Annotated in this window: 21 protein-coding genes; 15 read left to right on the top strand and 6 right to left on the bottom strand. The window is 64.2% G+C overall.

The window, feature by feature from the left end; genetic code table 11:
- The first annotated feature begins 1 nt into the window (after position 1).
- From FJ938_RS12530 to FJ938_RS12505, 6 genes are all read left to right on the top strand, one after another.
- Positions 2-1,000: an ABC transporter ATP-binding protein gene (locus FJ938_RS12530; RefSeq protein WP_140612714.1), complete on the top strand. Its 999-nt coding sequence runs from the start codon at positions 2-4 to the stop codon at positions 998-1,000.
- 2 nt (positions 1,001-1,002) lie between these two features.
- Positions 1,003-1,773, top strand: coding sequence for an L-iditol 2-dehydrogenase (locus FJ938_RS12525; protein ID WP_140694094.1), 771 nt, complete (start codon positions 1,003-1,005; stop codon positions 1,771-1,773).
- Between the two features lie 175 nt (positions 1,774-1,948).
- The gene (locus FJ938_RS12520; protein ID WP_140694091.1) at positions 1,949-3,427 is read left to right on the top strand and encodes a mannitol dehydrogenase family protein; all 1,479 of its coding nucleotides are present in this window, start codon (positions 1,949-1,951) and stop codon (positions 3,425-3,427) included.
- Positions 3,428-3,442: 15 nt separating this feature from the next.
- Complete coding sequence (locus FJ938_RS12515; RefSeq protein WP_140609911.1) at positions 3,443-4,126, top strand: HAD-IA family hydrolase; 684 nt, start codon at positions 3,443-3,445, stop codon at positions 4,124-4,126.
- Positions 4,123-5,709 (top strand): FGGY-family carbohydrate kinase, encoded by a 1,587-nt coding sequence (locus FJ938_RS12510; protein ID WP_140609910.1) that lies wholly within the window; start codon positions 4,123-4,125, stop codon positions 5,707-5,709. The genes FJ938_RS12515 and FJ938_RS12510 overlap by 4 nt, the downstream gene beginning before the upstream one ends.
- Positions 5,710-5,872: 163 nt before the next feature.
- The gene (locus tag FJ938_RS12505; protein WP_140694089.1) at positions 5,873-7,276 is read left to right on the top strand and encodes an MATE family efflux transporter; all 1,404 of its coding nucleotides are present in this window, start codon (positions 5,873-5,875) and stop codon (positions 7,274-7,276) included.
- 37 nt (positions 7,277-7,313) lie between these two features.
- On the opposite strand, the gene FJ938_RS12500 is transcribed toward FJ938_RS12505, so the two are convergent.
- The 4 genes from FJ938_RS12500 to speB all read right to left on the bottom strand — a co-directional run bounded on the left by FJ938_RS12500 (position 7,314) and on the right by speB (position 10,569).
- Positions 7,314-7,961 (bottom strand): amino acid ABC transporter permease, encoded by a 648-nt coding sequence (locus tag FJ938_RS12500; RefSeq protein WP_140609908.1) that lies wholly within the window; start codon positions 7,959-7,961, stop codon positions 7,314-7,316.
- A complete protein-coding gene (locus FJ938_RS12495; RefSeq protein WP_140694086.1) occupies positions 7,958-8,614 on the bottom strand; it encodes an amino acid ABC transporter permease in 657 nt (218 codons plus the stop codon). The genes FJ938_RS12500 and FJ938_RS12495 overlap by 4 nt, the downstream gene beginning before the upstream one ends.
- 6 nt (positions 8,615-8,620) lie before the next feature.
- Entirely contained in the window at positions 8,621-9,427 is an 807-nt protein-coding gene (locus tag FJ938_RS12490) for a transporter substrate-binding domain-containing protein (RefSeq protein WP_140694084.1), read from the bottom strand.
- Between the two features lie 80 nt (positions 9,428-9,507).
- Positions 9,508-10,569, bottom strand: coding sequence for an agmatinase (gene speB / locus FJ938_RS12485; protein ID WP_140694082.1), 1,062 nt, complete (start codon positions 10,567-10,569; stop codon positions 9,508-9,510).
- Between the two features lie 206 nt (positions 10,570-10,775).
- On the opposite strand from speB, the gene gcvA reads away from it, so the two are divergent.
- The 8 genes from gcvA to FJ938_RS12445 all read left to right on the top strand — a co-directional run bounded on the left by gcvA (position 10,776) and on the right by FJ938_RS12445 (position 19,527).
- Positions 10,776-11,750, top strand: coding sequence for a transcriptional regulator GcvA (gene gcvA, locus FJ938_RS12480; RefSeq protein WP_140609920.1), 975 nt, complete (start codon positions 10,776-10,778; stop codon positions 11,748-11,750).
- Positions 11,751-11,885: 135 nt separating this feature from the next.
- Positions 11,886-13,190, top strand: coding sequence for a nicotinate phosphoribosyltransferase (gene pncB / locus FJ938_RS12475; protein ID WP_140694080.1), 1,305 nt, complete (start codon positions 11,886-11,888; stop codon positions 13,188-13,190).
- Positions 13,191-13,280: 90 nt separating this feature from the next.
- The gene (locus tag FJ938_RS12470; RefSeq protein WP_348642280.1) at positions 13,281-14,642 is read left to right on the top strand and encodes a hypothetical protein; all 1,362 of its coding nucleotides are present in this window, start codon (positions 13,281-13,283) and stop codon (positions 14,640-14,642) included.
- 183 nt (positions 14,643-14,825) lie between these two features.
- The gene (locus FJ938_RS12465; RefSeq protein WP_140694078.1) at positions 14,826-16,130 is read left to right on the top strand and encodes an ABC transporter substrate-binding protein; all 1,305 of its coding nucleotides are present in this window, start codon (positions 14,826-14,828) and stop codon (positions 16,128-16,130) included.
- A gap of 115 nt (positions 16,131-16,245) precedes the next feature.
- Positions 16,246-17,127 carry a branched-chain amino acid ABC transporter permease gene (locus tag FJ938_RS12460; RefSeq protein ID WP_140694075.1) on the top strand — a complete coding sequence of 294 codons (882 nt, stop codon included), beginning with the start codon at positions 16,246-16,248 and terminating at the stop codon, positions 17,125-17,127.
- A complete protein-coding gene (locus FJ938_RS12455; protein ID WP_140694072.1) occupies positions 17,124-18,086 on the top strand; it encodes a branched-chain amino acid ABC transporter permease in 963 nt (320 codons plus the stop codon). The genes FJ938_RS12460 and FJ938_RS12455 overlap by 4 nt, the downstream gene beginning before the upstream one ends.
- Positions 18,083-18,808, top strand: coding sequence for an ABC transporter ATP-binding protein (locus FJ938_RS12450; protein WP_140694069.1), 726 nt, complete (start codon positions 18,083-18,085; stop codon positions 18,806-18,808). The genes FJ938_RS12455 and FJ938_RS12450 overlap by 4 nt, the downstream gene beginning before the upstream one ends.
- A complete protein-coding gene (locus FJ938_RS12445; RefSeq protein ID WP_140694066.1) occupies positions 18,805-19,527 on the top strand; it encodes an ABC transporter ATP-binding protein in 723 nt (240 codons plus the stop codon). The genes FJ938_RS12450 and FJ938_RS12445 overlap by 4 nt, the downstream gene beginning before the upstream one ends.
- A gap of 250 nt (positions 19,528-19,777) precedes the next feature.
- Here FJ938_RS12445 and FJ938_RS12440 read toward each other — a convergent pair whose 3' ends face one another.
- Positions 19,778-21,190: a sodium:proton antiporter gene (locus FJ938_RS12440; protein WP_140694185.1), complete on the bottom strand. Its 1,413-nt coding sequence runs from the start codon at positions 21,188-21,190 to the stop codon at positions 19,778-19,780.
- A gap of 45 nt (positions 21,191-21,235) precedes the next feature.
- A complete protein-coding gene (pncA, locus tag FJ938_RS12435; RefSeq protein WP_140694063.1) occupies positions 21,236-21,850 on the bottom strand; it encodes a bifunctional nicotinamidase/pyrazinamidase in 615 nt (204 codons plus the stop codon).
- 297 nt (positions 21,851-22,147) lie between these two features.
- On the opposite strand from pncA, the gene FJ938_RS12430 reads away from it, so the two are divergent.
- Positions 22,148-23,005, top strand: a complete 858-nt coding sequence (locus FJ938_RS12430) for a xanthine dehydrogenase family protein subunit M (protein ID WP_140694060.1) — start codon at positions 22,148-22,150, stop codon at positions 23,003-23,005.

Here is a 23,005-nt window from a genome sequence, read left to right as displayed (position 1 = left end):
CATGGGAAACATCACGCTCAAGAACGTCTCCAAATCCTTCGGATCGACGTCCATCATCCCAGGCCTCGACCTGGTGATCGAGAATGGCGAGTTCGTCGTCTTCGTCGGCCCGTCGGGTTGCGGCAAGTCCACGCTGCTGCGGCTGATCGCCGGGCTGGAGGACACCAGCGGCGGCACCATCAACATCGACGGCCGTGACGTCACCGGCGAGGCGCCGGCCAAGCGCAAGCTCGCGATGGTGTTCCAGTCCTATGCGCTCTATCCGCACATGACCGTGGCCAAGAACATCGCCTTCCCGCTGAAGATGGCGGGCGAGGATCAGGCGACGATCGACAAGAAGGTGAAGGATGCGGCGCGCGTCCTGAACCTCACCAACTACCTCGAGCGCCGCCCGGGTCAGCTCTCCGGCGGCCAGCGCCAGCGCGTCGCCATCGGCCGCGCCATCGTGCGCCAGCCCTCGGCCTTCCTGTTCGACGAGCCGCTGTCCAACCTCGACGCGGCGCTGCGCGGCACGATGCGGCTGGAGATCAGCGAACTGCACCACCAGCTCAAGACCACGATGATCTACGTTACCCACGACCAGGTCGAGGCCATGACCATGGCAGACAAGATCGTCGTGCTGAACGCCGGCAACATCGAGCAGGTCGGCTCGCCGATGGAGCTCTACAAAAGCCCGAACAATCTGTTCGTCGCCGGCTTCATCGGTTCGCCGAAAATGAACCTCATCGAGGGCGCGCCCGCCACCAAATACGGCGCCAAGACCATCGGCATCCGACCCGAGCACATGCAGATCTCGACGACGGCGGGCGACTGGAAGGCGACCGTCGGCGTTGCCGAGCATTTGGGATCCGACACGTTCCTGCATGTCCAAGCCGATGGCGTGGGCCCACTGACGGTCCGCGCCGACGGCGAACTGGCTGTCCATCACGGCGACACAATCTACCTGACGCCAGACAAGGCCAAGCTGCATCGCTTCGGTCCTGACGGAAAGGCGATGTAAGCATGCGACTGGCTGGCAAATCGGCGCTGATCACGGGTTCGGCGCGCGGCATCGGCAAGGCCTTCGCCGAAGCCTATGTGCGCGAAGGCGCTATCGTCGCGATTGCCGACATCAACCTCGAGGCCGCGCAGAAGACAGCCGCCGAGATTGGCGGCGGCACCTATGCGGTGAAGCTCGACGTCACGGATCAGGCATCCATCGATGCCGCGGTAAAGGCGGTGGAGGACAAGGCCGGCGGCCTCGACATCCTGATCAACAACGCCGCCTTGTTCGATTTGGCGCCGATCGTCGAGATCTCCCGGGCGAGCTACGACAAGCTGTTCTCGGTCAATGTCGCCGGCACGCTGTTCACGCTGCAGGCGGCGGCACGCTCGATGATCGCGCGGGGCAAGGGCGGCAGGATCATCAATATGGCGAGCCAGGCCGGACGACGCGGCGAGGCCCTGGTGGGCGTCTATTGCGCCACCAAGGCCGCCGTCATCTCGCTGACCCAGTCGGCGGGGCTCGACCTCATCAAGCATCGCATCAACGTCAACGCCATCGCGCCCGGCGTCGTCGATGGCGAGCACTGGGACCACGTCGATTCACTGTTTGCCAAATACGAGAACCGGCCGAGGGGCGAAAAGAAGAAACTGGTCGGCGAGAGCGTGCCTTACGGCCGCATGGGCACGGCGCAGGATCTCACCGGTATGGCGGTGTTTCTGGCCAGCAGCGACGCCGAATACATCGTCGCCCAGACCTACAACGTCGATGGCGGCCAGTGGATGAGTTGAGGGGGTGAAAGCGCTCTTCTCCCCGTCCTTCACGGGGAGAAGATGCCGGCAGGCAGATGAGGGGCATCGCAGCCATCGGAAGCGTTGGCGCTGCCCCTCACCCTTACCCACTCCCCGTGGAGGACGGGGAGAGGGAGAATGATCAAGGCCGCAGCCCGGCCGAAGGGTAAAGCAGATGACCGTGAAACTCTCTTCTTCCAATCTCGCCAGGCTTCCCGCCAATGTCGCGGGACCGAAATACGACCGTTCCAAATTGAAGGCCGGCATCGTGCATTTCGGCGTCGGCAACTTTCATCGCTCGCATCAGGCCGTCTATCTCGACGACCTGTTCAATGCGGGGCTCGGCCAAGATTGGGCGCTGGTCGGCGCCGGCGTTTTCGCCGGCGAGAAGATCGGCCGCGGTAAGCTGGAAGAGCAGGACTGGCTGACCACCGTGGTCGAGCAGGATGAAGGCCATATGAGCGCCCGCGTCACCGGCGCGATGATCGATTTCCTGATGCCGGGCGATGCGGCCGGAATCATCGAACGGCTGGCCGACCCGGCGATCAAGATCGTTTCGCTGACCATCACCGAAGGCGGCTATTTCATCGATCCGGCCTCCGGCGTCTTCAATCCGACCCATCCCGACATCGTCGCCGACGCCCAGCCGGGCGCTGTGCCGAAGACGGTGTTCGGCATCATCCTCGCCGGCCTGATGCGCCGCCGCGGCGACGGCATCGTGCCGTTCACCGTGATGTCCTGCGACAACATCCCTCACAACGGCCATGTCACCTCGGATGGGGTCATTGGGCTCGCCCGCCTGATCGACGAGGACCTGGCGACCTGGGTCAGCGACAATGTCGCCTTTCCGAACGCCATGGTCGACCGCATCACGCCGGCCACCACGGATCGCGAGCGCGACATCCTGGCCAAGGACTTTGGCGTAGAGGACAATTGGCCGGTATTCTGCGAACCGTTCAAGCAATGGGTGCTGGAGGACCATTTCACCGCCGGTCGCCCAGCGCTGGAGAAGGTCGGCGTGCAGTTCGTCAGAGATGTCGCTCCCTATGAATTGATGAAGATCCGCATCCTCAATGGCGGCCATGCCACCATTGCCTATCCCGCCGGGCTGATGGACATCCATTTCGTTCATGAGGCGATGCAGGAGCCGCTGGTTCGCGCCTTTCTCGACAAGCTCGAACATGACGAGATCATTCCGACCGTGCCGCCGGTGCCGGACACGGTGCTGGAGGATTACTACCAACTCATCGAGAAGCGCTTTTCCAACCCCAAGATCGGCGACACGGTGCGCCGGCTTTGCCTGGACGGCTCCAACCGCCAGCCGAAATTCATCATCCCGACCATCGCCGACCGCCTGAAGGCGGGAAAAAGCGTCGCCGGCCTGGCGCTGGAATCGGCGCTCTGGTGCCGCTACTGCTTCGGCACGACCGATAGCGGCGCCGTCATCGAGCCGAACGACCCGAGTTGGGACCGGCTGCAGGCGACGGCAAAGGCGGCAAAGGACGCACCCGCCGCCTGGCTGGCCATGGACGACATCTATGGCGATGTCGGCCGCGCCACGGCATTCGTCGAGGCGTTTGCCCATGCGCTCAACGTGCTGTGGGCGAATGGCGCCCGCGCCACGCTGACACGCTATCTCGATGGCAAGCTCTGAGAGCCATTCGATGCCATGACGCCTGAACTGGTCATCTTCGACTGCGATGGCGTGCTGGTCGACAGCGAAGCGCTCTCCGTCTCGGCGCTGCTCGGCATGATCGAACTTGCCGGCGGAAGCATCGGCGAGGATGCCGCCTACGAGCATTTCCTCGGCAAGAGCATGAAAAGCGTGCGCGAGATCCTCGGCCGCGACTTCGGGCTTGAGATCACCGATCAGCATCTCACCGCCATGCGTGTCGATCTCATGCGCAAGTTCCGTGAAGAGCTGAAACCGATCCCCGGCGTCAAGGAGATGCTGCCCAAGCTCGGCCAACCATTCTGTGTCGCGTCCTCCGGCACGCTGGAACGGATCCGTTATGCGCTGGACGTCACCGGCCTGCTCGGGTTCATGGAGCCGCATCTGTTCAGCGCTGCCATGGTCGCCAGGGGCAAGCCGGCGCCCGATCTTTTCCTGCATGCCGCCGCCAGCATGCGGGCGCAGCCGCGCAAATGCCTCGTCATCGAGGACAGTCCGGCCGGCATCGCGGCGGCGCGCGCGGCTGATATGCATGTCTTCGCCTTCACCGGCGGCTCGCATGCCGGCAACCCCGCCCTGAAAGCGCGGCTTGCGTCGACCGAACCTGACTTTATATTCGCTGACATGCTGCAATTGCCCGATCTGATTGCAGGCCTGGGAGCGAGAGTTAGAGCATCTTGACGAAACAGTTTATCTGCGCGGTCGATGTCGGCACCGGGAGCGCTCGCGCGGGCATTCTCGACACCAGTGGCACCTTGCTTGGCCGCGCCGAACGGCCGATCGCCATGAACCAGCCAAAGCCCGATCACGCCGAACATGATTCGCGCGATATCTGGTCCGCCGTCTGCACCGCCGTGCACGCCGCCCGGCAAAAAGCCGGCGTTGCGGCTGAAGATGTCGTCGGCATCTCCTTTGATGCGACTTGTTCGCTGGTCGTGCGCGACCGTCAGGGCGAACAGCTCAGTGCCTCGGTGTCGGGCGACAGGCGCTGGGACACCATCGTCTGGCTCGACCACCGCGCCATCGCCGAAGCGGACGAATGCACGGCGAGCGGCCACGAGGTGCTCAACTATATTGGCGGTGTCATGTCGCCGGAAATGGCCACGCCGAAGCTGATGTGGCTGAAGCGCAACCTGCCCAGGACATGGAATGAAGCCGGCTATCTATTCGACCTGACCGATTTCCTCACATGGCAGGCGACGGGCTCGCTGGCCCGCTCGCAATGCACGCTGACAGCCAAATGGACCTATCTGGCGCATGAGGAAATCGCATGGCAGCGCGATTTCTTTGAAATCGTCGGCCTCGACGATCTTTTCGACCACGGCAATCTCCCTGAAAAGGCAAGCCCGGTCGGCGCGGATATCGGCCAGCTGACACCGCAAGCGGCGGCCGAGCTCGGCCTGACGGAAAAATGCCGTGTCGGCGCCGGGGTCATCGACGCCTATGCCGGCGCGCTTGGCGTGCTCGGTGGCTTTGCCGGCGACGAGCAGGATATCGGCCGGCATCTGGCGCTGATCGCCGGCACGTCGAGCTGCGTCATGGCGATGTCGCCCGATCCACAGCCTTTCGCCGGCGTCTGGGGCCCCTATTATGGCGCGGCGCTGCCGAAGCTGTGGCTGTCGGAAGGCGGCCAGTCGGCCACCGGCGCGCTGCTCGACCACATCATCCGCTGGCACGGGGCCGGAGGCGAGCCGGACGCCGCCATGCACGCCAGGATCGCCAAGCGTGTCGCCGAATTGCGCGCCGCCGAGGGCGAGAAGCTGGCCGAAAGGCTGCACGTTTTGCCGGATTTCCACGGCAACCGCTCGCCGCTGGCAGACCCGCACGCTGTCGGCGTCATCAGCGGGCTGACGCTGGATTCCTCCTTCGACAGCCTGTGCAAGCTCTACTGGCGCACCGCCGTCGGCGTCGCGCTCGGCGTGCGCCACGTGCTGGAGGCGTTGAACGAGAACGGCTATCTGATCGACACGCTGCATGTCACCGGCGGCCACACCAAGAACCCGCTTCTGATGGAGCTCTATGCCGACGCGACCGGCTGCACGATGGTCGAGCCGCTGGCCGACGAGGCGGTGCTGCTCGGCACCGGCATGGTCGCCGCCACCGCCGCAGGGCTTTTCCCCGATCTCAACGCCGCCTGTCTTGCCATGCAGCAGGGCGGCAAGACACGCGCCGCCAACCCGGCCGCCAGCGCGCGCTTCGATCGCGACTACCGGATTTTCCTGGAGATGCACCGGCAGCGGCAAGCGCTCGACGCGATTGGATAGAAGGCCAACTGCCTGGCTCAATCTGTTCCGGCACCTCCTCCCTTGCCTTCATGTCGCATTTCGTTCAATAGACGACGCAAACACAGCGAAACCAAAGGTTTTGCGGTTTGACATGCGGCTTCCGGCTTTTCGCCGACGTGCCGCGCCTGGAAAGAGCGGAACAATGTCTGCGATCGAAGCCAGCGCTCGCGCGCCGGAAAATCTTTGGCGTCAGGAGATCAGGGCGACGCTGGCGCTCGCCTGGCCGATGGTGCTGACAAATCTCGGCCAGACCGCGATGACGGCAACCGACGTCATGATGATGGGACGGCTGGGGGCCGATACGCTGGCCAGCGGCGCGCTTGGCGCCAACCTCTATTTCATGCCGCTCATCTTTGGTCTCGGCCTGATGCTGGCGACCTCGCCGATGATGGCGACCGAGCTTGGCCGCCGCCGCTATTCCGTGCGCGATTTGCGCCGCACCGTGCGCCAGGGCCTGTGGCTGGCGATCCTGATCTCGATCCCGATCTGGCTCGTGCTGTGGCACGGCGAGGCCATTCTGCTGGCCATGGGCCAGGAGCCTGCACTGGCGCACCAGGCAGGCATCTATCTGCGCTGGCTGGAGTGGGCGGTGCTGCCCTTCTACGGCTATATCGTGCTGCGCTCGTTCATCTCGGCGCTGGAGCGGCCCGGCTGGGCGTTGATCATCGTCTTCGTCGCCGTCGCCTGCAACGCCGTCTTCAACTGGGTGTTCATGTTCGGCAATCTCGGCGTTCCTGCCATGGGCATCGCCGGCTCCGGCCTTGCCACGACGCTCTCCAGCACGCTGATGTTCGTCGGCATGGCCGTAGTAGTGATGTGGGAGAAGAAGTTCCGGCGCTACCGCCTGTTCGGCCGCTTCTGGCGGTCCGACTGGCCGCGCTTCAAGGGCCTGCTGCGGCTCGGCCTGCCGATTGCCGGCATCCTGACCTTCGAGGTGACGATCTTTAATGCCGCGGCGCTGCTGATGGGCCTGATCGACGCGGATTCGCTGGCGGCACACGCCATTGCCATCCAGATCGCCTCGATCTCCTTTATGGTGCCGCTCGGCCTCAACCAGGCGGTGACGGTGCGCGTCGGGCTTGCGCATGGCGCGGGCGATCCGGAGGGGGTGTCGCGTGCCGGCTGGACCGCCTTCGTCATCGGCGTCTCATTCATGGCACTGATGGGGCTGGTTATGACCCTGTGGCCGCATCTCCTGATCAGCGCTTTCATCGATCTCGCCAACCCGGCCAATGCCAGGGTGATCGCGCTTGCCGTGTCGTTCCTGGTTTTTGCCGCCCTGTTCCAGGTCTTCGACGGCGCCCAGGCGGTTGCGGCCGGCATGCTGCGCGGCCTGCACGACACCAAGGTGCCGATGATCTATGCCGCGATCGGCTATTGGGGCGTCGGCCTGCCGCTCGGCGTGCTGCTCGCCTTCCATTTCGGCTTCCACGGCGTCGGCATCTGGATGGGTCTGTCCAGCGGGCTGGCGGTGGTGGCAGCGCTGCTTTTGGCACGCTGGCTGCGACGGGACCGCCTGGCACCGCCGCTCGCCTTCGGGCATTAAAACCACACGGCCTCCGGGAGCCGTTGTTTCTTAGCTGTCAGCGCGTCGCCGTGCGCTTCTCCAGCCGGCGGGCGTATTGCGTCAGCGGGAAGCACATGAGGAAGAAGATCAGCGCTACCAACCCGTAGACCTTGAAAGGCTCGAAGGTGGCGTTGTTGATGGCGTTGGAGGTCCGCACCAGTTCCTCGAAGCCGATGATCGAGGTCAGCGCGGTCGACTTGATGAGCTGCACCAGGAAGCCGACCGTCGGCGCGCGGGTGATCGAGAACGCCTGCGGCAGGATGATCAGCCGCAGTTCCTGCAGATAGTGCAGGCCGAGGCTGGCGCCGGCATCCCATTGGCCTAACGGCAAGGCGTCGACGCCGGAGCGCCATATCTCGGCGAGGTAGGCGCTGGCGAAGAAGGTGAGGCCGAGCACCGCCGCGGTCCAGGGCTCGATACGCATGCCCAGCATCGGCAGGCCGAAGAACATCAGGAAGAGCTGCATCAACAGCGGCGTTCCCTGGAACAGGGCGATGTAGCCGGAGGCAAGGCGCCGGCTCCATTTATTCTTGGCGATCCTGAAGAACAGCACCGCCATTCCAACCGCCGCGCCGCCGACAAAGGCGGCCAGCGACAACAGCACCGTCCAGCGTGTGGCCAGCAGGAGGTTGCGCACGATATCCCAGAGGGTGAATTCGATCATGACACGCCAGCCCCGAGGGCGCGGCGCCCGCCGGTGACCAGAAGCCGGCGCAAGGCCATCGACAGGGCCAGATAGACCAGCGTCACGACGAAATAGGTCTCGAAGGAACGGAAGGTGCGCGCCTGCAGCATGTCGGCCTCATAGGTGAGCTCGCGCACCGCGATCTGCGAGACCACGGCGGACTCCAGCATCATGATGACGATCTGGCTGGTGAGCGCGGGATAGATGATCTTGAGCGCCTGCGGCAGCACGATCTTGATGAACACCTGGCGGGGCCGCAGACCAAGCGCGAGCGCTGCTTCGGTCTGCCCGAGCGGCACGGCGTCGAGACCGGCGCCGACGATCTCGATCGTATAGGCCGCCATGTTGAGCGTCATCGCCAGCATGGCGGCCAGGATCGGGTCGAGCCTGATGCCGAGGCTCGGCAGGCCGAAGAAGATGAAGAACAGCTGCACCAGGAACGGCGTGTTGCGCATCACCTCGACATACCAGGCGATGGCCCGGCGAAGCAGCACAGGGCCGTTTCGCCGTCCGGCGGCACCGAGAATGCTGAGCAGCGTTCCCGCCAGCGTGGTCACGGCGATCAGCAGGATCGTCGTGGCCGCGCCGTGCGCGATGTCGCCCAGGGCGCCCGGGAGCCAACCGAAGGCCACGGGAGCTCAATCCTTGAGGTTGTCGGGATTGAGCGGCGTCTTCAGCCAGGCCTTCGAGCTTTCGTCGAGCTTGCCGTCGGCCAGCATCTTGGCGATGGCGTCATTGACCGCCTTCTTGAGGCCGTCCTCGTTCTTGTTGAGACCGATATGCGAGGGCGAGGTCAGAAGCTGGAACTTCTGTTCGGGCTTGAGCGCTTCCTGGCGCGCCAGCACCTGCGCGCCGACATCATTGCCGACGACCATCAACTGGGTCTGGCCGGAGATGAAGGCCTGGATCACGGCATTGTAGTTGTCGAAGCGCTTGATGTCGGCCGACGCCGGCGCCGCCTCGGTGAGCGAGGTATCCTCCAGCGTGCCGCGATTGACGGCGATCGACTTGCCGGCAAGGTCCTCCTTGCCTTTGACCGTCATCGCCGCCGGACCGATCACCGCGATGTAATAGGGCGCGTAGGCGGCGGCGAAGTCGATCACCTGCTCGCGCTCCTTCGAGTAGCCGACGCTCATCAGGATATCGACGCGGTGGTCGTTCAGATAGGGAATGCGGTTCTGGCCGGTGACGGCAACAGGATTGAGCTTCACCTTGAGCGTGTCGGCGATGTATTGCGCGACGTCCATGTCATAGCCCTTGAGGCTCATATCGGCGCTGGCCGAGGAGAAGGGCGGAAAGTCGGCGAAGACACCGACATTGATGGTGCCGGCCTTGGTGATATCGGCGAGCGCGTCGGCGCTGGCGGCCTGCGTGGCGATACCGAGGCCGGCGCCCAGCATCAGGACGGCGGCAATGGACGATTTCAGTGTCGAGTGGATTGTCATTGTCATTCCCCTTCTGGAAGCTTTTGATTGTTTGAGGCGACCGCCGGCTCCAGCGCGGCGGCCGCCTTGGATTTCAGGCGTCAGGTTCCCTTGCCGATCACGGCCGGGCTGAACACCATCAGGCTCAGGATTTCGAACAGCACCTGGGCGCCGGCATGCGCGGTGTTGGTGGTCGCGTCATATTGCGGCGCCACCTCGACGACGTCGCCTCCGACGATGTTGAGGCCCTTGAGGCCGCGCAGCAGTTCAAGCACTTCGCGCGTGGTCAGGCCGCCGACTTCCGGCGTGCCGGTGCCCGGCGCGAAGGCCGGATCGACGCTGTCGATGTCGAAGGACACATAGGTCGGGCCATCGCCGACGATTTTGCGCGCCTTCTCGATGATGGCGGGAATGCCGAGCCCGGTCACCTCCTCGGCGTGAACGACGGTCATGCCGGATTCATAGGTGAACTCCCAGAGATATTCGGCCGAGCCGCGGATACCGATCTGGATGGTGCGCGTCGGGTCGAGCACGCCATCGAGCACCGCGTTGCGGAACGGCCCGCCGTGGTGGAACTTGGTCATGTCGAACAGGCCGCTGGTGTCGCAATGGGCATCGATGTGGATCAGGCCGACCGGAGCCTTCTTGCCGACGGCCTTCAGGATCGGATGGCTGATCGAATGGTCGCCGCCGACCGATAGAGGGATGACACCGGCATCGACGATCTGGTTGGTGCGGCGCTCGATGTCCTCATGGCTGGCCTCCAGCCGGTAGCGGCTGCGGAACGGCGTATCGCCGATGTCGGCCACGCGCAGCTCGTGCGTCGGCGCGCATTCCAGCACGTGATTGTAGGGGCCGATGCGCTCGATGGCGCGCAGCGCCCTCGGCCCGAAACGCGAGCCCGGCCGGTTGGTGACGCCGAGGTCCATCGGCACGCCGATCATGGCCACCTGCAGGTCGCCGAAATCCGGGTTCTCCGCTGATAATTCGCGGTAGGGCGCGGCGAGGAAGGTCGGGATGCCCGAATAGGGCGCCAGCCGCGTGCCGCTCTTGGAGAAGATCTTGTCGGCGACCTTGCGGAATTTCGGGTCGAACATCTCGCCGCCATGGCTCTCGCCATATTTGCGACGCAACGCGTCGAGCTTGCCGCTGTTATAACCCATATCCATTCCTCCTCGATTGGTGCCGCCGACCAGTGGGACCTCGGGCGAACCGACCATCATCCGGCCGGGTCGCTTGCCCCGCTCGCTGCCCGCAGATTTCAGGTCTTGATGCGATTGCGGCAAAGTGTCCGGCAGCCGCATTGAAAAAGCAATTGATATTGTTAAGGTGTTTTCTGTGAGAAAATCTCACAATGAGCCGAGCATCCATGGCCAAGCGCCTGCCCCCTCTCAACCCGCTGCGTGCCTTCGAGGCAACCGCGCGCCATGGCTCGCTGACCAAGGCGGCGAGTGAGCTCAATGTCACGCATGGCGCCGTCAGCCACCAGATCAAGGCGCTCGAGCAGTCGCTTGGGGTCAAGCTGTTCGAACGATCTGGCCAGCGGGTCAAGCTGACCCCGCATGGCGCCGAGCTTTTGCCCGCGGTGTCGACGGCTTTCGACGGCATCGCCGCCGCCACGCAGCGGCTGACGCGGCCGGCAAGCAGCGGCGCGCTTTCGGTGTCCTGCGTGCCGGCGTTGCTGCTTTTGTGGATGACGCCGAGGCTCGGCAGCTTCACCGCGCAGTATCCCGACATCCAGCTGACGCTCATCCCTTCCAACGACCCCAGGGATATCCGGGCGCCGCATATCGATGTCTGTGTGCACTATGGCAATGGCAGCTGGGCCGATTGCTGGATGCGCAAATGGTCGGGCCTCGAACTGTTCCCGGTGGTCAGCCCGACACTGATCAACAACCGCCCGATCCGCACTGTTCGCGACCTCGCCGACCATGTGTTCCTGCATGGCGACGACGGCCGCGAGTGGCACACCTGGCTGGCGGCAGCCGATGCGCTGGACCTCGAACGCGGCCGTCGCCATCATCTGGGTGATGCGCGCATGGCGGCCGAGGCCGCGGTGCACGGTCACGGCGTGGCGCTGGGCGATTCCGTGACGGCAAGCGCGCTGCTGGCCAGGGGCATGCTGGTCGCGCCGTTCAGCCTGTCGGTGCCGGCGGTCGATGATTTCTACGTCGTCTGCCGCAACGAGATGCGGGCGACGCCGATCGTACAGGTGTTTATCGACTGGCTGTTCGCCGAGAAGGCCGGGGATGACAGCCGCGCCGACGCCCCGGTCGCGGGCCGCCTCGTGACCCGACGCAAACGTCCGGCGCTCAAGGTGATGGGCGGCAAACCCGCGAGCTGATGCAGCCTAGGCCCGGCCGCATTCAGGCCCTTCTTTTTGTCGGGCCAGCCTGAAAGCGGGCAGCGTTTTGGCTGATTCGATGCTATGAGGCCTGTCGCGATTGTGGATGGCAGGCAGCGAAGGCGACAACGAGACATGGCCAGGACCGATATTGCGCGGCGCGTCTATAACCATACCTGGAAGCTCGACCCGATCGTGCGCAGCCTGCTCGACACCGACTTCTACAAGCTTCTGATGTTGCAGATGATCTGGGGCATGTACCCCAAGGTCGACGCCACCTTCTCGCTGATCAACCGCACCACCTCGGTGCGGCTTGCCGACGAGATCGACGAGGGCGAGTTGCGCGAACAGCTCGATCATGCCCGCACCTTGCGCTTCTCCAAGAAGGAGATGATCTGGCTCGGCGGCAACAATTTCTATGGCCGCAAGCAGATCTTCGAGCCGGAATTCCTCGCCTGGCTGGAAGGCTTCAGGTTGCCCGACTACGAGCTTGCCAAGCACGACGGACAGTACGAACTGACCTTCCCCGGTCCCTGGATGTACACGACGCTGTGGGAAATTCCCGCGCTCGCCATCATCAATGAATTGCGTTCGCGGGCCGCGATGCGGGCGTTCGGGCCGTTCACGCTCGACGTGCTCTATGCCCGCGCCAAGGCCAAGATGTGGGACAAGACCGAGCGGCTGAAGGCGCTGCCCGGCATCCGCATATCCGACTTCGGCACGCGCCGGCGGCATTCCTTCCTGTGGCAGCGCTGGTGCGTCGAAGCCCTGAAGGAAGGCATTGGCGAGGCCTTCACCGGCACCTCCAACGTGCTGCTGGCCATGGACAACGACCTCGAGGCGCTCGGCACCAACGCACATGAATTGCCGATGGTGTTCGCGGCCCTCGCCAACTCGGAAAAGGAATTGCGGCAAGCGCCCTATAAAGTGCTGCAGGACTGGCAGCGCTATTATGGCGGCAATCTGCTGATCGTCCTGCCCGACGCTTTCGGAACGGCGTCGTTCCTGCGCGACGCGCCGGACTGGGTGGCCGACTGGACCGGCTTCCGCCCCGACAGCGCGCCGCCGATCGAAGGCGGCGAAAAGATCCTGGCCTGGTGGCGCGAGAAGGGCAAGGACCCCAAGCAGAAGCTGCTGATCTTCTCCGATGGGCTCGAAGTGGAAACCATCGAGGAGACCTACCGCCACTTCAAGGGCAAGGTGCGCATGTCCTTCGGCTGGGGCACCAATCTGACCAACGACTTCGAAGGCTGCGCGCCGACCGAAACCAACAGCCTGGATGCCATATCGCTGGTCTGCAAGGTCACCGAGGCCAACGGCCGGCCGGCGGTCAAGCTATCCGATAATCCGGCCAAGGCGACCGGCGACGAGAAGGAGATCCAGCGTTATCTGCGGATCTTTGGCGAGAAGGATCGCGTGGAGCAGCTGGTCAAGGTGTGAGAGGTGGCGGGGCTCTTGGATAGTTCGAGTTCCTTCGCCACGGAGAGCTCCCGTCCGTCATTGGCCTTGTTGCTTGTTGCTTTATTGCTCATCGCACCCACCCCCGCCTTCGCCCATGCCTCCGACCGTGGCCACGTCCTGCTTCTCCCGACCGGCTACTATCTGGTTGGCGGCGCTTTCGCCGTGGCTGTCAGCTTCCTCGTGCTGGCGCTGCTGCCGCCGGCGGCTCTGGATAAATTCTGGCGCCGGCGCCTGCCGGTTTTCGCCTTCGGCGACGGCGCTCGCATGGCCATCAGCCTGATCTCCTTTGCCGGCTTTGCAATCCTCATCGCCGCCGGTCTTTTCGGCAGCCGCGACCCACCCTCCAACCCGTTGCCGCTCGTGGTCTGGACGCTGCTATGGGCCGGCGTCACGCTGCTGCAAGGCGTCTTCGGCGACCTCTGGTCATGGCTCAACCCCTGGTATGGGCCTTGGCGCCTGGTTTCGTGGCTGTTCGGCGCAAGGGATGAGGGATCGTGGCGCCTCCCCGGATGGCTCGGCCGCTGGCCGGCCGTCATCCTGTTCCTGGCCTTTGCCTGGTTCGAACTCATCGATCCGGCTCCCGACGATCCGGCTCGTCTCGCTTGGGCCGCCGGCTTGTACTGGCTGCTCACCTTCCTCGCCATGCTGGTGTTCGGTTACCGGGAGTGGAGCCGCGGCGGCGAGTTCCTGACGGTCTTCTTCTCGATGGTGGCGCGCTTCGCGCCGGTCGAGCGCGACGGCGAAGGCCGGCTTGCTCTGTGCTGGCCAGGGGCCAAGCTGCTGGCGGCCGAGCCGTTGCCGCCAAGCGGCGTGGCCTTCCTGCTGCTGGCGCTGTCCTCGGTCTCCTTCGACGGCCTGTCGAAAACCTTCTTCTGGCTCGGCCTGTTCGGCGTCAATCCGCTCGAATTCCCGGGACGCACGGCAGTGATCGGCAGCGGCACTTTCGGACTGATTCTGACATTCGTGCTGCTCGCGGCGGTGTTTCTTTTTGCCGTTTTCCTCGGCCAGCGCCTTGCCGGTGGCGATCAGCGCCTCAGCCAGCCAATTGGCCTTCTGGTGTGGTCGATCGTGCCGATCGCACTCGCCTATCATGTCGCGCACTACCTGACGGCGCTGCTGGTCGACGGCCAGTATGCGCTGGCCTCCCTCTCCGATCCGTTCGCGCTGGGCTGGAACCTTTTCGGCACCGCCGACATGCAGATCGAGGCCGGGATCGTTGCCGGAGCCAGCTCAGCCTGGTGGCTGTGGAATATCCAGGCCGGCGCCATCATAACGGGCCATGTGCTCGCCGTTCTTGTCGCCCACGGCTTCGCCTGGCGCCTGCATCCGCGACCTGCCCGCGCCGCGCTCGGCCAGTTCCCGCTGACCGTGCTGATGATCGCTTACACCGTCTTCGGCCTCTGGCTGCTCGCGACGCCGACGGTCGGCTGAGGTGCGTACCACCTTCGGGCGACATGCCTTGAGGCCATTGGCGCTGGAAAATAAACCGGGATTCCCCTAGGGAAGCGGCATTGCCGTGTCCAGACTTTGGTGATTTAGTTTGTACACATGCAATTTTTCGACTTCCGGACATGAGCGGACTTTGCGCTCCTAACGCTGAACAAGGGGAACGGCATCATGGACAAGAGCAAGAGCTTCAACCTCCCGAAAACCGATCTCAGCCGCCGCACGGCGCTGAAAGGTCTGGCCGCCGGCGCCGGCCTCGCCATGGCGCCCGGTTTCGTCCGCTATTCCCAGGCGCAGAGTTCGGCGCCGATCAAGATCGGCTTCCAGTCGCACCGCACCGGCATTGGCGCTGCCTATGGCCGCTGGTACGAGAAGACCACTGCCGCGGCAATCAAGGCGATCAACGCTGCCGGCGGCATCAATGGCCGTCCGGTCGAGGTCATCATCGAGGATGACGGCACCGATCCCGGCCGTGGCGCCGAAGTCGTCGGCAAATTCGCCACCCAGCACAAGACCGACATCGTCTTCGGCACGCTGTTCTCGCATGTCGTCATCGGCTCGGCGCCTGCCGCCGGCGAAGCCAAGATGCCTTATTTCGTCGTCAGCGAGGGCCACCACGTCGCCTCGACCAAGCTCAACCGCTATGTCTTCCAGCCCGGCATCACCGATGTGAAGAGCCAGATCCAGTCGATGGCGCCGTGGATCGCGGCCAATGCCGGCAAGAAGGTGACGCAGATCTTCCCCGATTTCGCCTTCGGCTACGACCATCGGGACTACCTGCCGCCAGCGCTGAAGGCGCAGGGCGCCGAGGTGATCGCGCAGATCGCCATCCCGCCGACGGAATCCTCCTTCACCAAATACTTCCCGCAGATCCCGGCCGAGACCGAGGTGATCTACCACGTCATGGTCGGCCCGGCGGTGCTCACTTTCGTCAAGGAACTCGGCGAATTCTACGGCTCCAACCGGCCGCAGTTGTTCGGCTTCATCGATTCGTTGGAAGCCGTGGACATCAACAGCCCCGGGCTCGAATTCCTCGACGGCAGCCATTTCTGGGAAGGCTCGCCGCGCTACGCGCAACCCGACGATTCCGCCGCGCAGAAAGCCTACCGCGCCGCCGTCGGCATCGACGATAATGGCGCGGCCGTTGGCGATGCCAAGGACGTGTCCACCGCCGCGCACATGTTCGGCTGCTGGGAAACACTCTACGTCGTCAAGAAGGCGATGGAGGACGCCGGCTACAAGGGGCCGGAAGACCGCGCCAAGCTCGTCGAGGCAACCGAGGCGCTTACCGCCTTCGCCGAGGGACCTGAGCATCCGCAGGGTGCAAAAACCTTCAACGGCAAGATCCACCAGTGTTTCGGCATCCAGAACATCTCCAAGGTCGAGGGCGGCAAGCTCAAGGTCGTGCACAAGACCAAGATCGAGGATGGGCTATACAAGGCTGAAGGGGATTACACGACGCAGGCGCTGTGAACTCATTCCAGCAGCCAGCGTGAGCGCCAAGCCACCCCCCTTTGCCCTGCCGGGCATCTCCCCCTGTCCGGCAGGACAGAGGGGGGTGCCTCGCGCATCCCTCGGTGCATAGCCCATGCACTTCGGCCCCCATCTCCTCCTTGCCACCCTCGAAGGCCTCGTCACCTCAGCCGTGCTGGCGCTCACCGCACTCGGACTGTCGCTGGTGTTTGGCGTCATGCGCGTCGTCAACGTCGCCCATGGCGAATTCTTCATGCTGGGCGCCGTGCTCGCCTGGGCGATCTCGACGGCGATATCGGGCCACCCGGCGCTCGGCTTCCTGGCGGCGCTGGTGATCGCGCCGCTGATCGTCGGCGCAATTGCGCTGGTCGCTGAGCGGCTGGTGCTGCGCCGGCTCGATTACAATCCGGAAGCCACGATCGTCGCCACCATCGGCATGCTCTATATCATCCAGCAGTTGGCGCTGACCTTCTATGGTCCCGAGGCACGGCCCGTCGAGCCGCCGTTCAGCTACCGCATCCTGCTGCCCTGGTTCGGCTATTCCGGCTACAAGCTGTCCATCATCGCCGCCTCCGCGCTGCTGCTCATCGCCACATGGCTGGTGCTGACGCGCACGAAAATCGGCCTCATCATGCGCGCCACGCAGTTTGACAGCGAAACGGCGCAGGCCTTCGGCATCCCCGTCGACCGCGTCTATGGCGGCGTCTTCGCGCTTGGCGCCATGCTGGCGGCCATCGCCGCGGTGCTGATCGTGCCGATCAGCCAGGCGGACTATCTGATGGGGCAGGACCCGCTGCTGCTCTCCTTCATCGTCGTCATCATCGGCGGCCTCGGCTCGCTGCGCGGCACCGTGGTCGCCGCCGTGCTGATCGGCCTGTCGGACGGCATCATCTCGATGTTCTTCTCGCCGACCTTGGCCAAGATCATCGCCACGCTGCTCGTTGCCATCGTGCTGGTGTTCCGGCCGCACGGCCTGTTCGGAACGGCATCACGATGAGCGAAGCTTCGCCGGCAAAGGCCTACGCGCTGCATCTCGGCGTCATCGCGCTGCTTCTCGCGCTGAGCTTTCTGCTGCCCGAGTACTATCACGGCCTGCTCGCCCGCATCATGGTGCTGGCGGTGTTCGCCATGGGCTATAACATGCTGTTCGGCTATGCCGGCCTGCTCAGCCTCGGCCACGCCATGTTCTTCGGCGCCGGCCTCTATGGCGCCGGGCTCGCCATCATCCAGCTCGGCTGGAGCGTGCCGGCGGCTTTCGCCGCTGGCCTAGGCTGCGGTGTCGTTGTTTCCCTGATCATCGGCCTGCTGGCGTTGCGCACCACTGGAGTTGCCTTCATGATCGTCACCATGATGTTCGCGCAGGTCTTTTATCTGCTCATCCTCTACTTCGCGGCGTGGACCGGGGGCGATCAGGGCCAGGTCGTGCCGCAGCCGGCGCGCGTCCTCAATTTCGGCGCGACCTCGCTCGACCTCACCAACCCGACCGTGCGCTACATGAGTGCGCTGGCGCTATTCACGATCGTGCTGCTGATCACTTTAGCCATCGTCCGCTCCCGATATGGCCGCGTGCTGGTCGCCATCCGCGAGAATGAGGAGCGGACCAAGATGCTGGGTTACGACACCTTCTCCAACAAACTCCTGGCAGTCGTCGTCTCCGGCACGACCTGCGCGGCCTCGGGCGCCGCCTATGCGCTGCTGTTCGGCTATGTCGGCTCGAGCTTTGCATCGGTGCAATATTCGATCCTGCCGCTGCTGTGGGTGCTGCTCGGGGGTGCCGCCACGACGCTCGGGCCGCTGCTCGGCACGCTGTTCATGTATTATGTCATCGACGTCACCAGCGGCTACACATCGGCCTATCTGCTGATCGTCGGGGTCGCACTCATCCTTCTGGTGTTGTTCTTTCCCAAGGGCATTCTCGGCACCATTCGCCAGCGCTGGCTTGGATGGCTGCCATGATGCCGCTGCTGACGACCAGGGGCCTGTCGCGCGATTTCGGCGGCCTGCGCGCCGTCGACAATGTCGACTTCAGCCTGATGCCGGGCGAGATCCGTGCGCTCATCGGCCCGAACGGCGCCGGCAAGACCACCTTTGTCAGCCTGGTCAGCGGGCGCATCCAGCCGACATCCGGCACGATCATCTTCGACGGCGCCGACATCACTGACCTGCCGGCCTATGCCCGCGTCCGCCAGGGTATAGCCTATACCTTCCAGATCACCAGCATCTATGCCAACCTTACCGTCTACGCCAACGTCGCGCTGCCCGTGCAGCTGACGCTGCGGCATGGCCATTCCAGGAGCGCGATACAGGCCGCGGTCATGGCGGCACTCGAACGCACCGGCCTCGCCGACCGCGCCCATATGCCGGCCGGGCAATTGTCCTATGGCCACCAGCGCCTGCTGGAGGTCGCCATGGGCCTGGCGCTGAAACCACGCCTGCTGATCCTCGACGAGCCGACGCAGGGGCTGGCCGACAGCGAGATCGACAATTTCGTGGAGCTGGTGCGTGACATCGCCACGAACGCCACGGTGCTTTTGATCGAGCATAACATGCCTCTCGTCATGCAGATGGCCGACCGCATCACCGTGTTCAATGCCGGCAAGATCCTGGCCGAAGGCACGCCCGAGGCGATCCGCGACAACGCGGCGGTGCAGGACGCCTATCTGGGGACGGCTCCATGACCGAGACGGGCAAGACGCAAGCCCTGGTGGTCTCGGGGCTGGACTGCTTCCATGGCGAGGTCCAGGTGCTCTACGGGCTCGACCTCGTGCTGAACAAGGGCGAGGTGCTGTGCCTGTTCGGCCGCAACGGCGCCGGCAAGACGACGACGCTGAAGGCTATCATGGGCCTGGTTCCGGCCAGTGCCGGTTCGATCCGGCTCGCCGGGCAGGAATTGACCGGGCTGCCGGCGCATGAGGTGCCAAAGGCGGGCGTCGCCTATGTGCCGCAGGGAAGGCGTCTGTTCGCAGAGATGACGGTGGCGGAGAACATCGAGATCGGGCTGATGGCGCGCGGCAAGGGCAAGGCGACACGAGAGCGGGTGCTCGACCTCTTTCCCTTGCTGCGCCAGCGGCTGAGGCAGCGCTCGGGCACCCTGTCTGGCGGTGAGCAGCAGATGCTGGCCATGGCGCGCGCGCTGTGCCTCGAGCCGCGGGTACTCTTGCTCGACGAACCGACCGAAGGCCTGATGCCGTCGATGATCGCAAAAATCCGCGAGACAGTGTCGACGCTGCGCGACATGGGCGTCTCCACCATCCTGGTCGAGCAACGCGTCGATGCGGTGCTGTCTGTTGCCGACCGCGTCGCGTTCATCGAAAACGGCCGCAACCGTGAGACGGTCGATGTCGAGCACCTGCGTGCCGACCCCTCAGCGGTGAGGCGCTATGTCGGTGTGGGCTGAGATTGCCGCAACTGCAACGGCAATAACACTTTCCAGACGGTAGCGCCGCCCCTCATCCGCCTGCCGGCACCTTCTCCCCGTATAGTGACGGGGAGAAGGCAGAGGGCAGCGACGACGGCGCCCATCCGACAACGTTGATGATTGGCGAAACCATTGGCAAAGGCGTTCTTCTCCCCGTCACTATACGGGGAGAAGTGCCCGGCAGGGCGATGAGGGGCGGCGCAAACGGTACCAATTCAAAAGCACCAATTCACCCGCCAAAGAACAAAAAGCCCGCGGCCAAAAAGATCGGGATCAACACCAGCCCTGACCAAAGTATGTAGCCAAAAAAGCCAGGCATCTTCACACCGTACTGTCGGGCGATGGCATAGACCATGAAGTTGGGTGCATTGCCGACATAGGTGTTGGCGCCCATGAACACCGCGCCGGCTGAAATCGCGGCGAGCGTCGAGGCAAGCTCGGTCATCAGGTGCCGTGGATCGCCGCCGGCAAGCTCGAAGAACACCAGATAGGTCGGCGCATTGTCCAGGAAGGACGACAATGCTCCGGTCAGCCAGAAATAGGCGAGATCGTTGGGCGTGCCATGGCCCGAGGTGACGAGCGCGACCAACGGCGCCAGCGCGCCGTCATGGCCGGCTCTCAGGATGGCGACGACCGGCACGATGCAGATGAAGATGCCGGCAAACAATTTCGCCACCTCCGCGATCGGCCCCCAGTTGAAGCCGTTCGCTTGGCGGTATTCCTTGCGCGAGACGGCAAGGGAAGCGAAGGCGAGGATCAGGATGATCGCGTCGCGGACCAGGTTCTGCAGTTCAAGAGTCACCCCTTGAATGGAGATGCTCGCTCCAGGATTCCAGCTGGCCGACAGCAGGATGGCACCGATGACGCCGGCCAGCAGCGGAATGTTGGGCAGGCCGCGAATGCGCACTTTCGAATCCGGTGTCGGGTCCTTGATCTTTGGCGCCCCGGCCTCGCGCCGATGCAGGATGATGTCGATGGCGAGAAATACCGCAAGCACGACACCGCCGGTAAACAGCGTCTCCCGGTAGAGGTTCGTGGTCGTCCAGAAGAAATCGACGCCGCGCAGGAAGCCGACGAACAGCGGCGGGTCGCCGAGCGGCGTCAGCGAGCCGCCGATGTTGGACACCAGGAAGATGAAGAAGACGACGACATGGGCGTTGAACGGCCTGGCGTCGTTGGCGCGGATGACCGGCCGGATCAGGATCATCGAGGCGCCCGTCGTGCCGATGACCGAAGCGAGCAGCGCGCCGGTGAGCAGCAATCCGGCATTGACCAGCGGCGTGCCGTGGATGTTGCCGGCGACCAGAATGCCCCCCGAAATGGTGAACAGCGCGAACAGCAGGATGATGAACGGCATGTATTCGGTGAGCAGCGCATGCAGCACTGCCTCGGTCGCCGATGGGACGCCGAAGGCAAGCGCCAGCGGTACAACCGCAAGGGCGGCCCAGAGGGCCGCGATCTTGCCGTAGTGTGGGTCCCAGACATGGTGGAACAGCAGCGGCCCGGTGGCAATCGACAGCAGCAGGCCGGCGAATGGCAGCACCCACCACAACGACATCGCTTCACCCGGCAATCCGTGTTCCTCGGCCGCGAAGGCCACGCCCGGGATCGTCACCGCTATCGCGATGACCGCACCCGTCATCACACCTGCGGTGATCCGCAAAAAGTCTCCCCGATACCCCACTGTTCAGTCCGTCAAACTGTCTTCAAGCGCCACGCCGGCATCGCGCATGCGCTGCAGCATCGCGTCGAGGGATCCGTTGAGGTCGATACCGCGACAGGCATCGAGCCGGACGGTGGTCTTGAACCCCTGGCTGACAGCATCCAGTGCCGAGAAGCCGACACAGAAATCGGTCGCCAGGCCGACCAGGGTCAGCGTGTCGATGCCCCGTTCCCTGAGATAGCCGGCGAGACCGGTAGGCGTCGTATGGTCATTCTCGAAGAAGGCCGAATAGCTGTCGATGTCAGGGCGAAATCCCTTGCGGATAACGAGTTCGGCCTTGGTCCAGGCAAGACCGGAGTGGAAATCCGAACCCAGGCTGCCCTGGATGCAATGGTCGGGCCACAGCGTCTGCGGGCCATAGGGCATGTCTATCATCGTGAAGGGCTGTGCGCCCGGATGGCTGGAGGCGAAGCTCGAATGGCCGGCGGGATGCCAGTCCTGCGTCAGCACGACATGGTCGGCTCGCCGGATCATGTCGTTGACCAGCGGCACGATCTCGTCGCCGCCGGTCACGGCCAGCGCGCCGCCCGGGCAAAAGTCATTCTGCAGGTCGATCACAACAAGCGCTTCGTCGGCCATGAGGCCTCCTTCTTCTCTGTCATGTGGCTCAGGCTACAGCAGAAAGATGCCGCTGACGCGACCGGACGCAGAAACTTGACCAGAAGGCCGGCCGCGTCAACCTCCCATGCCATAACAAATGCGTTTCGGCTCACCCGCTGCCGGCAACGGTGCAAACTCTGGCTTTGACAATTTCCACCGGCTTGATATCATTTGCATACGAATGAATTTCCGGTTTCGGGAACCGGCAAGAAACTCCAGGCAAGACGTCCTGGGCGGGCCAAATTCGGGAAGGCTCATTCTCTGGGAAGGCAAAGCGTGATCCGTTACGCGAAACCCACCACGGTCGACGAGGCTCTCGCGTTGCTTGGCGAGGGCGCGTGGCGCATCCTGGCCGGTGGCACGGATTTCTATCCGGCACAGGGTGCCAAACCCTTCCGCGACAATGTCCTCGACATCAACGGTCTGACTTCGTTGCGCGGCATCTTTGAAACGGATGACCACTTTGTCATCGGCGCCCGCACGACATGGACCGACATCATCAGGCATCCCTTACCGCCGGCTTTCGACGCGCTGAAACAGGCTGCGTGCGAGGTCGGTTCGCCGCAGATCCAGAATGTTGCCTCGGTCGCCGGCAATCTTTGCAACGCCTCGCCGGCCGCCGACGGCGTGCCCGGCCTGCTGATCCTCGATGCCGAGGTCGAGCTCAGTTCGACAGCCGCGACGCGCCATCTGTCCTTGCCGGATTTCATTCTTGGCAACCGCCGCACCGCTCTGAAACCTGGCGAAATGGTAACGGCCATCAGCGTGCCGAAACCGGCCGGCACGTCGGCCTTCTTCAAGCTGGGCGCACGGCGCTATCTCGTCATTTCCATTGCCATGGTGGCGGCGCGCCTTGTCGTTGAAAACGGCACGGTCACGGAAGCAGCGATCGCCGTTGGTTCCTGTTCAGCGGTTGCCAAACGCCTTGCCGGTGTCGAGCAGGCCTTGCGTGGTCGACGGGCCGATGACGGGCTGGCGGCTGCGGTGCAGTCCGCGCCGATGACTGAGCTCTCACCAATCGCCGATGTGCGCGGCAGCGCCGAGTACCGGCTCGACGCGGTGCGCGAGATCGTCGCGCGGGCCGTGCTGACGGCAGCCGGACCGACGAACGGCCACATGGTGGCGGCGGCATGA

It is taken from the genome of Mesorhizobium sp. B2-4-14, from assembly GCF_006442155.1.
Lineage (GTDB): Bacteria > Pseudomonadota > Alphaproteobacteria > Rhizobiales > Rhizobiaceae > Mesorhizobium.
This window is presented reverse-complemented; position numbering and strand designations above follow the sequence as displayed.

Excerpts from the sequence above, each read along its gene's own strand:
- FJ938_RS12440 (WP_140694185.1), bottom strand. The coding sequence starts at position 21,190 with ATGACGGGTGCGGTCATCGCGATAGCGGTGACGATCCCGGGCGTGGCC.
- FJ938_RS12460 (WP_140694075.1), top strand. The coding sequence starts at position 16,246 with ATGCACTTCGGCCCCCATCTCCTCCTTGCCACCCTCGAAGGCCTCGTC.
- FJ938_RS12490 (WP_140694084.1), bottom strand. The coding sequence starts at position 9,427 with ATGACAATCCACTCGACACTGAAATCGTCCATTGCCGCCGTCCTGATG.
- FJ938_RS12520 (WP_140694091.1), top strand. The coding sequence starts at position 1,949 with ATGACCGTGAAACTCTCTTCTTCCAATCTCGCCAGGCTTCCCGCCAAT.
- FJ938_RS12525 (WP_140694094.1), top strand. The coding sequence starts at position 1,003 with ATGCGACTGGCTGGCAAATCGGCGCTGATCACGGGTTCGGCGCGCGGC.
- gcvA (WP_140609920.1), top strand. The coding sequence starts at position 10,776 with ATGGCCAAGCGCCTGCCCCCTCTCAACCCGCTGCGTGCCTTCGAGGCA.
- FJ938_RS12515 (WP_140609911.1), top strand. The coding sequence starts at position 3,443 with ATGACGCCTGAACTGGTCATCTTCGACTGCGATGGCGTGCTGGTCGAC.
- FJ938_RS12530 (WP_140612714.1), top strand. The coding sequence starts at position 2 with ATGGGAAACATCACGCTCAAGAACGTCTCCAAATCCTTCGGATCGACG.
- FJ938_RS12445 (WP_140694066.1), top strand. The coding sequence starts at position 18,805 with ATGACCGAGACGGGCAAGACGCAAGCCCTGGTGGTCTCGGGGCTGGAC.
- FJ938_RS12500 (WP_140609908.1), bottom strand. The coding sequence starts at position 7,961 with ATGATCGAATTCACCCTCTGGGATATCGTGCGCAACCTCCTGCTGGCC.
- FJ938_RS12455 (WP_140694072.1), top strand. The coding sequence starts at position 17,124 with ATGAGCGAAGCTTCGCCGGCAAAGGCCTACGCGCTGCATCTCGGCGTC.
- speB (WP_140694082.1), bottom strand. The coding sequence starts at position 10,569 with ATGGGTTATAACAGCGGCAAGCTCGACGCGTTGCGTCGCAAATATGGC.
- FJ938_RS12450 (WP_140694069.1), top strand. The coding sequence starts at position 18,083 with ATGATGCCGCTGCTGACGACCAGGGGCCTGTCGCGCGATTTCGGCGGC.
- pncB (WP_140694080.1), top strand. The coding sequence starts at position 11,886 with ATGGCCAGGACCGATATTGCGCGGCGCGTCTATAACCATACCTGGAAG.
- pncA (WP_140694063.1), bottom strand. The coding sequence starts at position 21,850 with ATGGCCGACGAAGCGCTTGTTGTGATCGACCTGCAGAATGACTTTTGC.
- FJ938_RS12505 (WP_140694089.1), top strand. The coding sequence starts at position 5,873 with ATGTCTGCGATCGAAGCCAGCGCTCGCGCGCCGGAAAATCTTTGGCGT.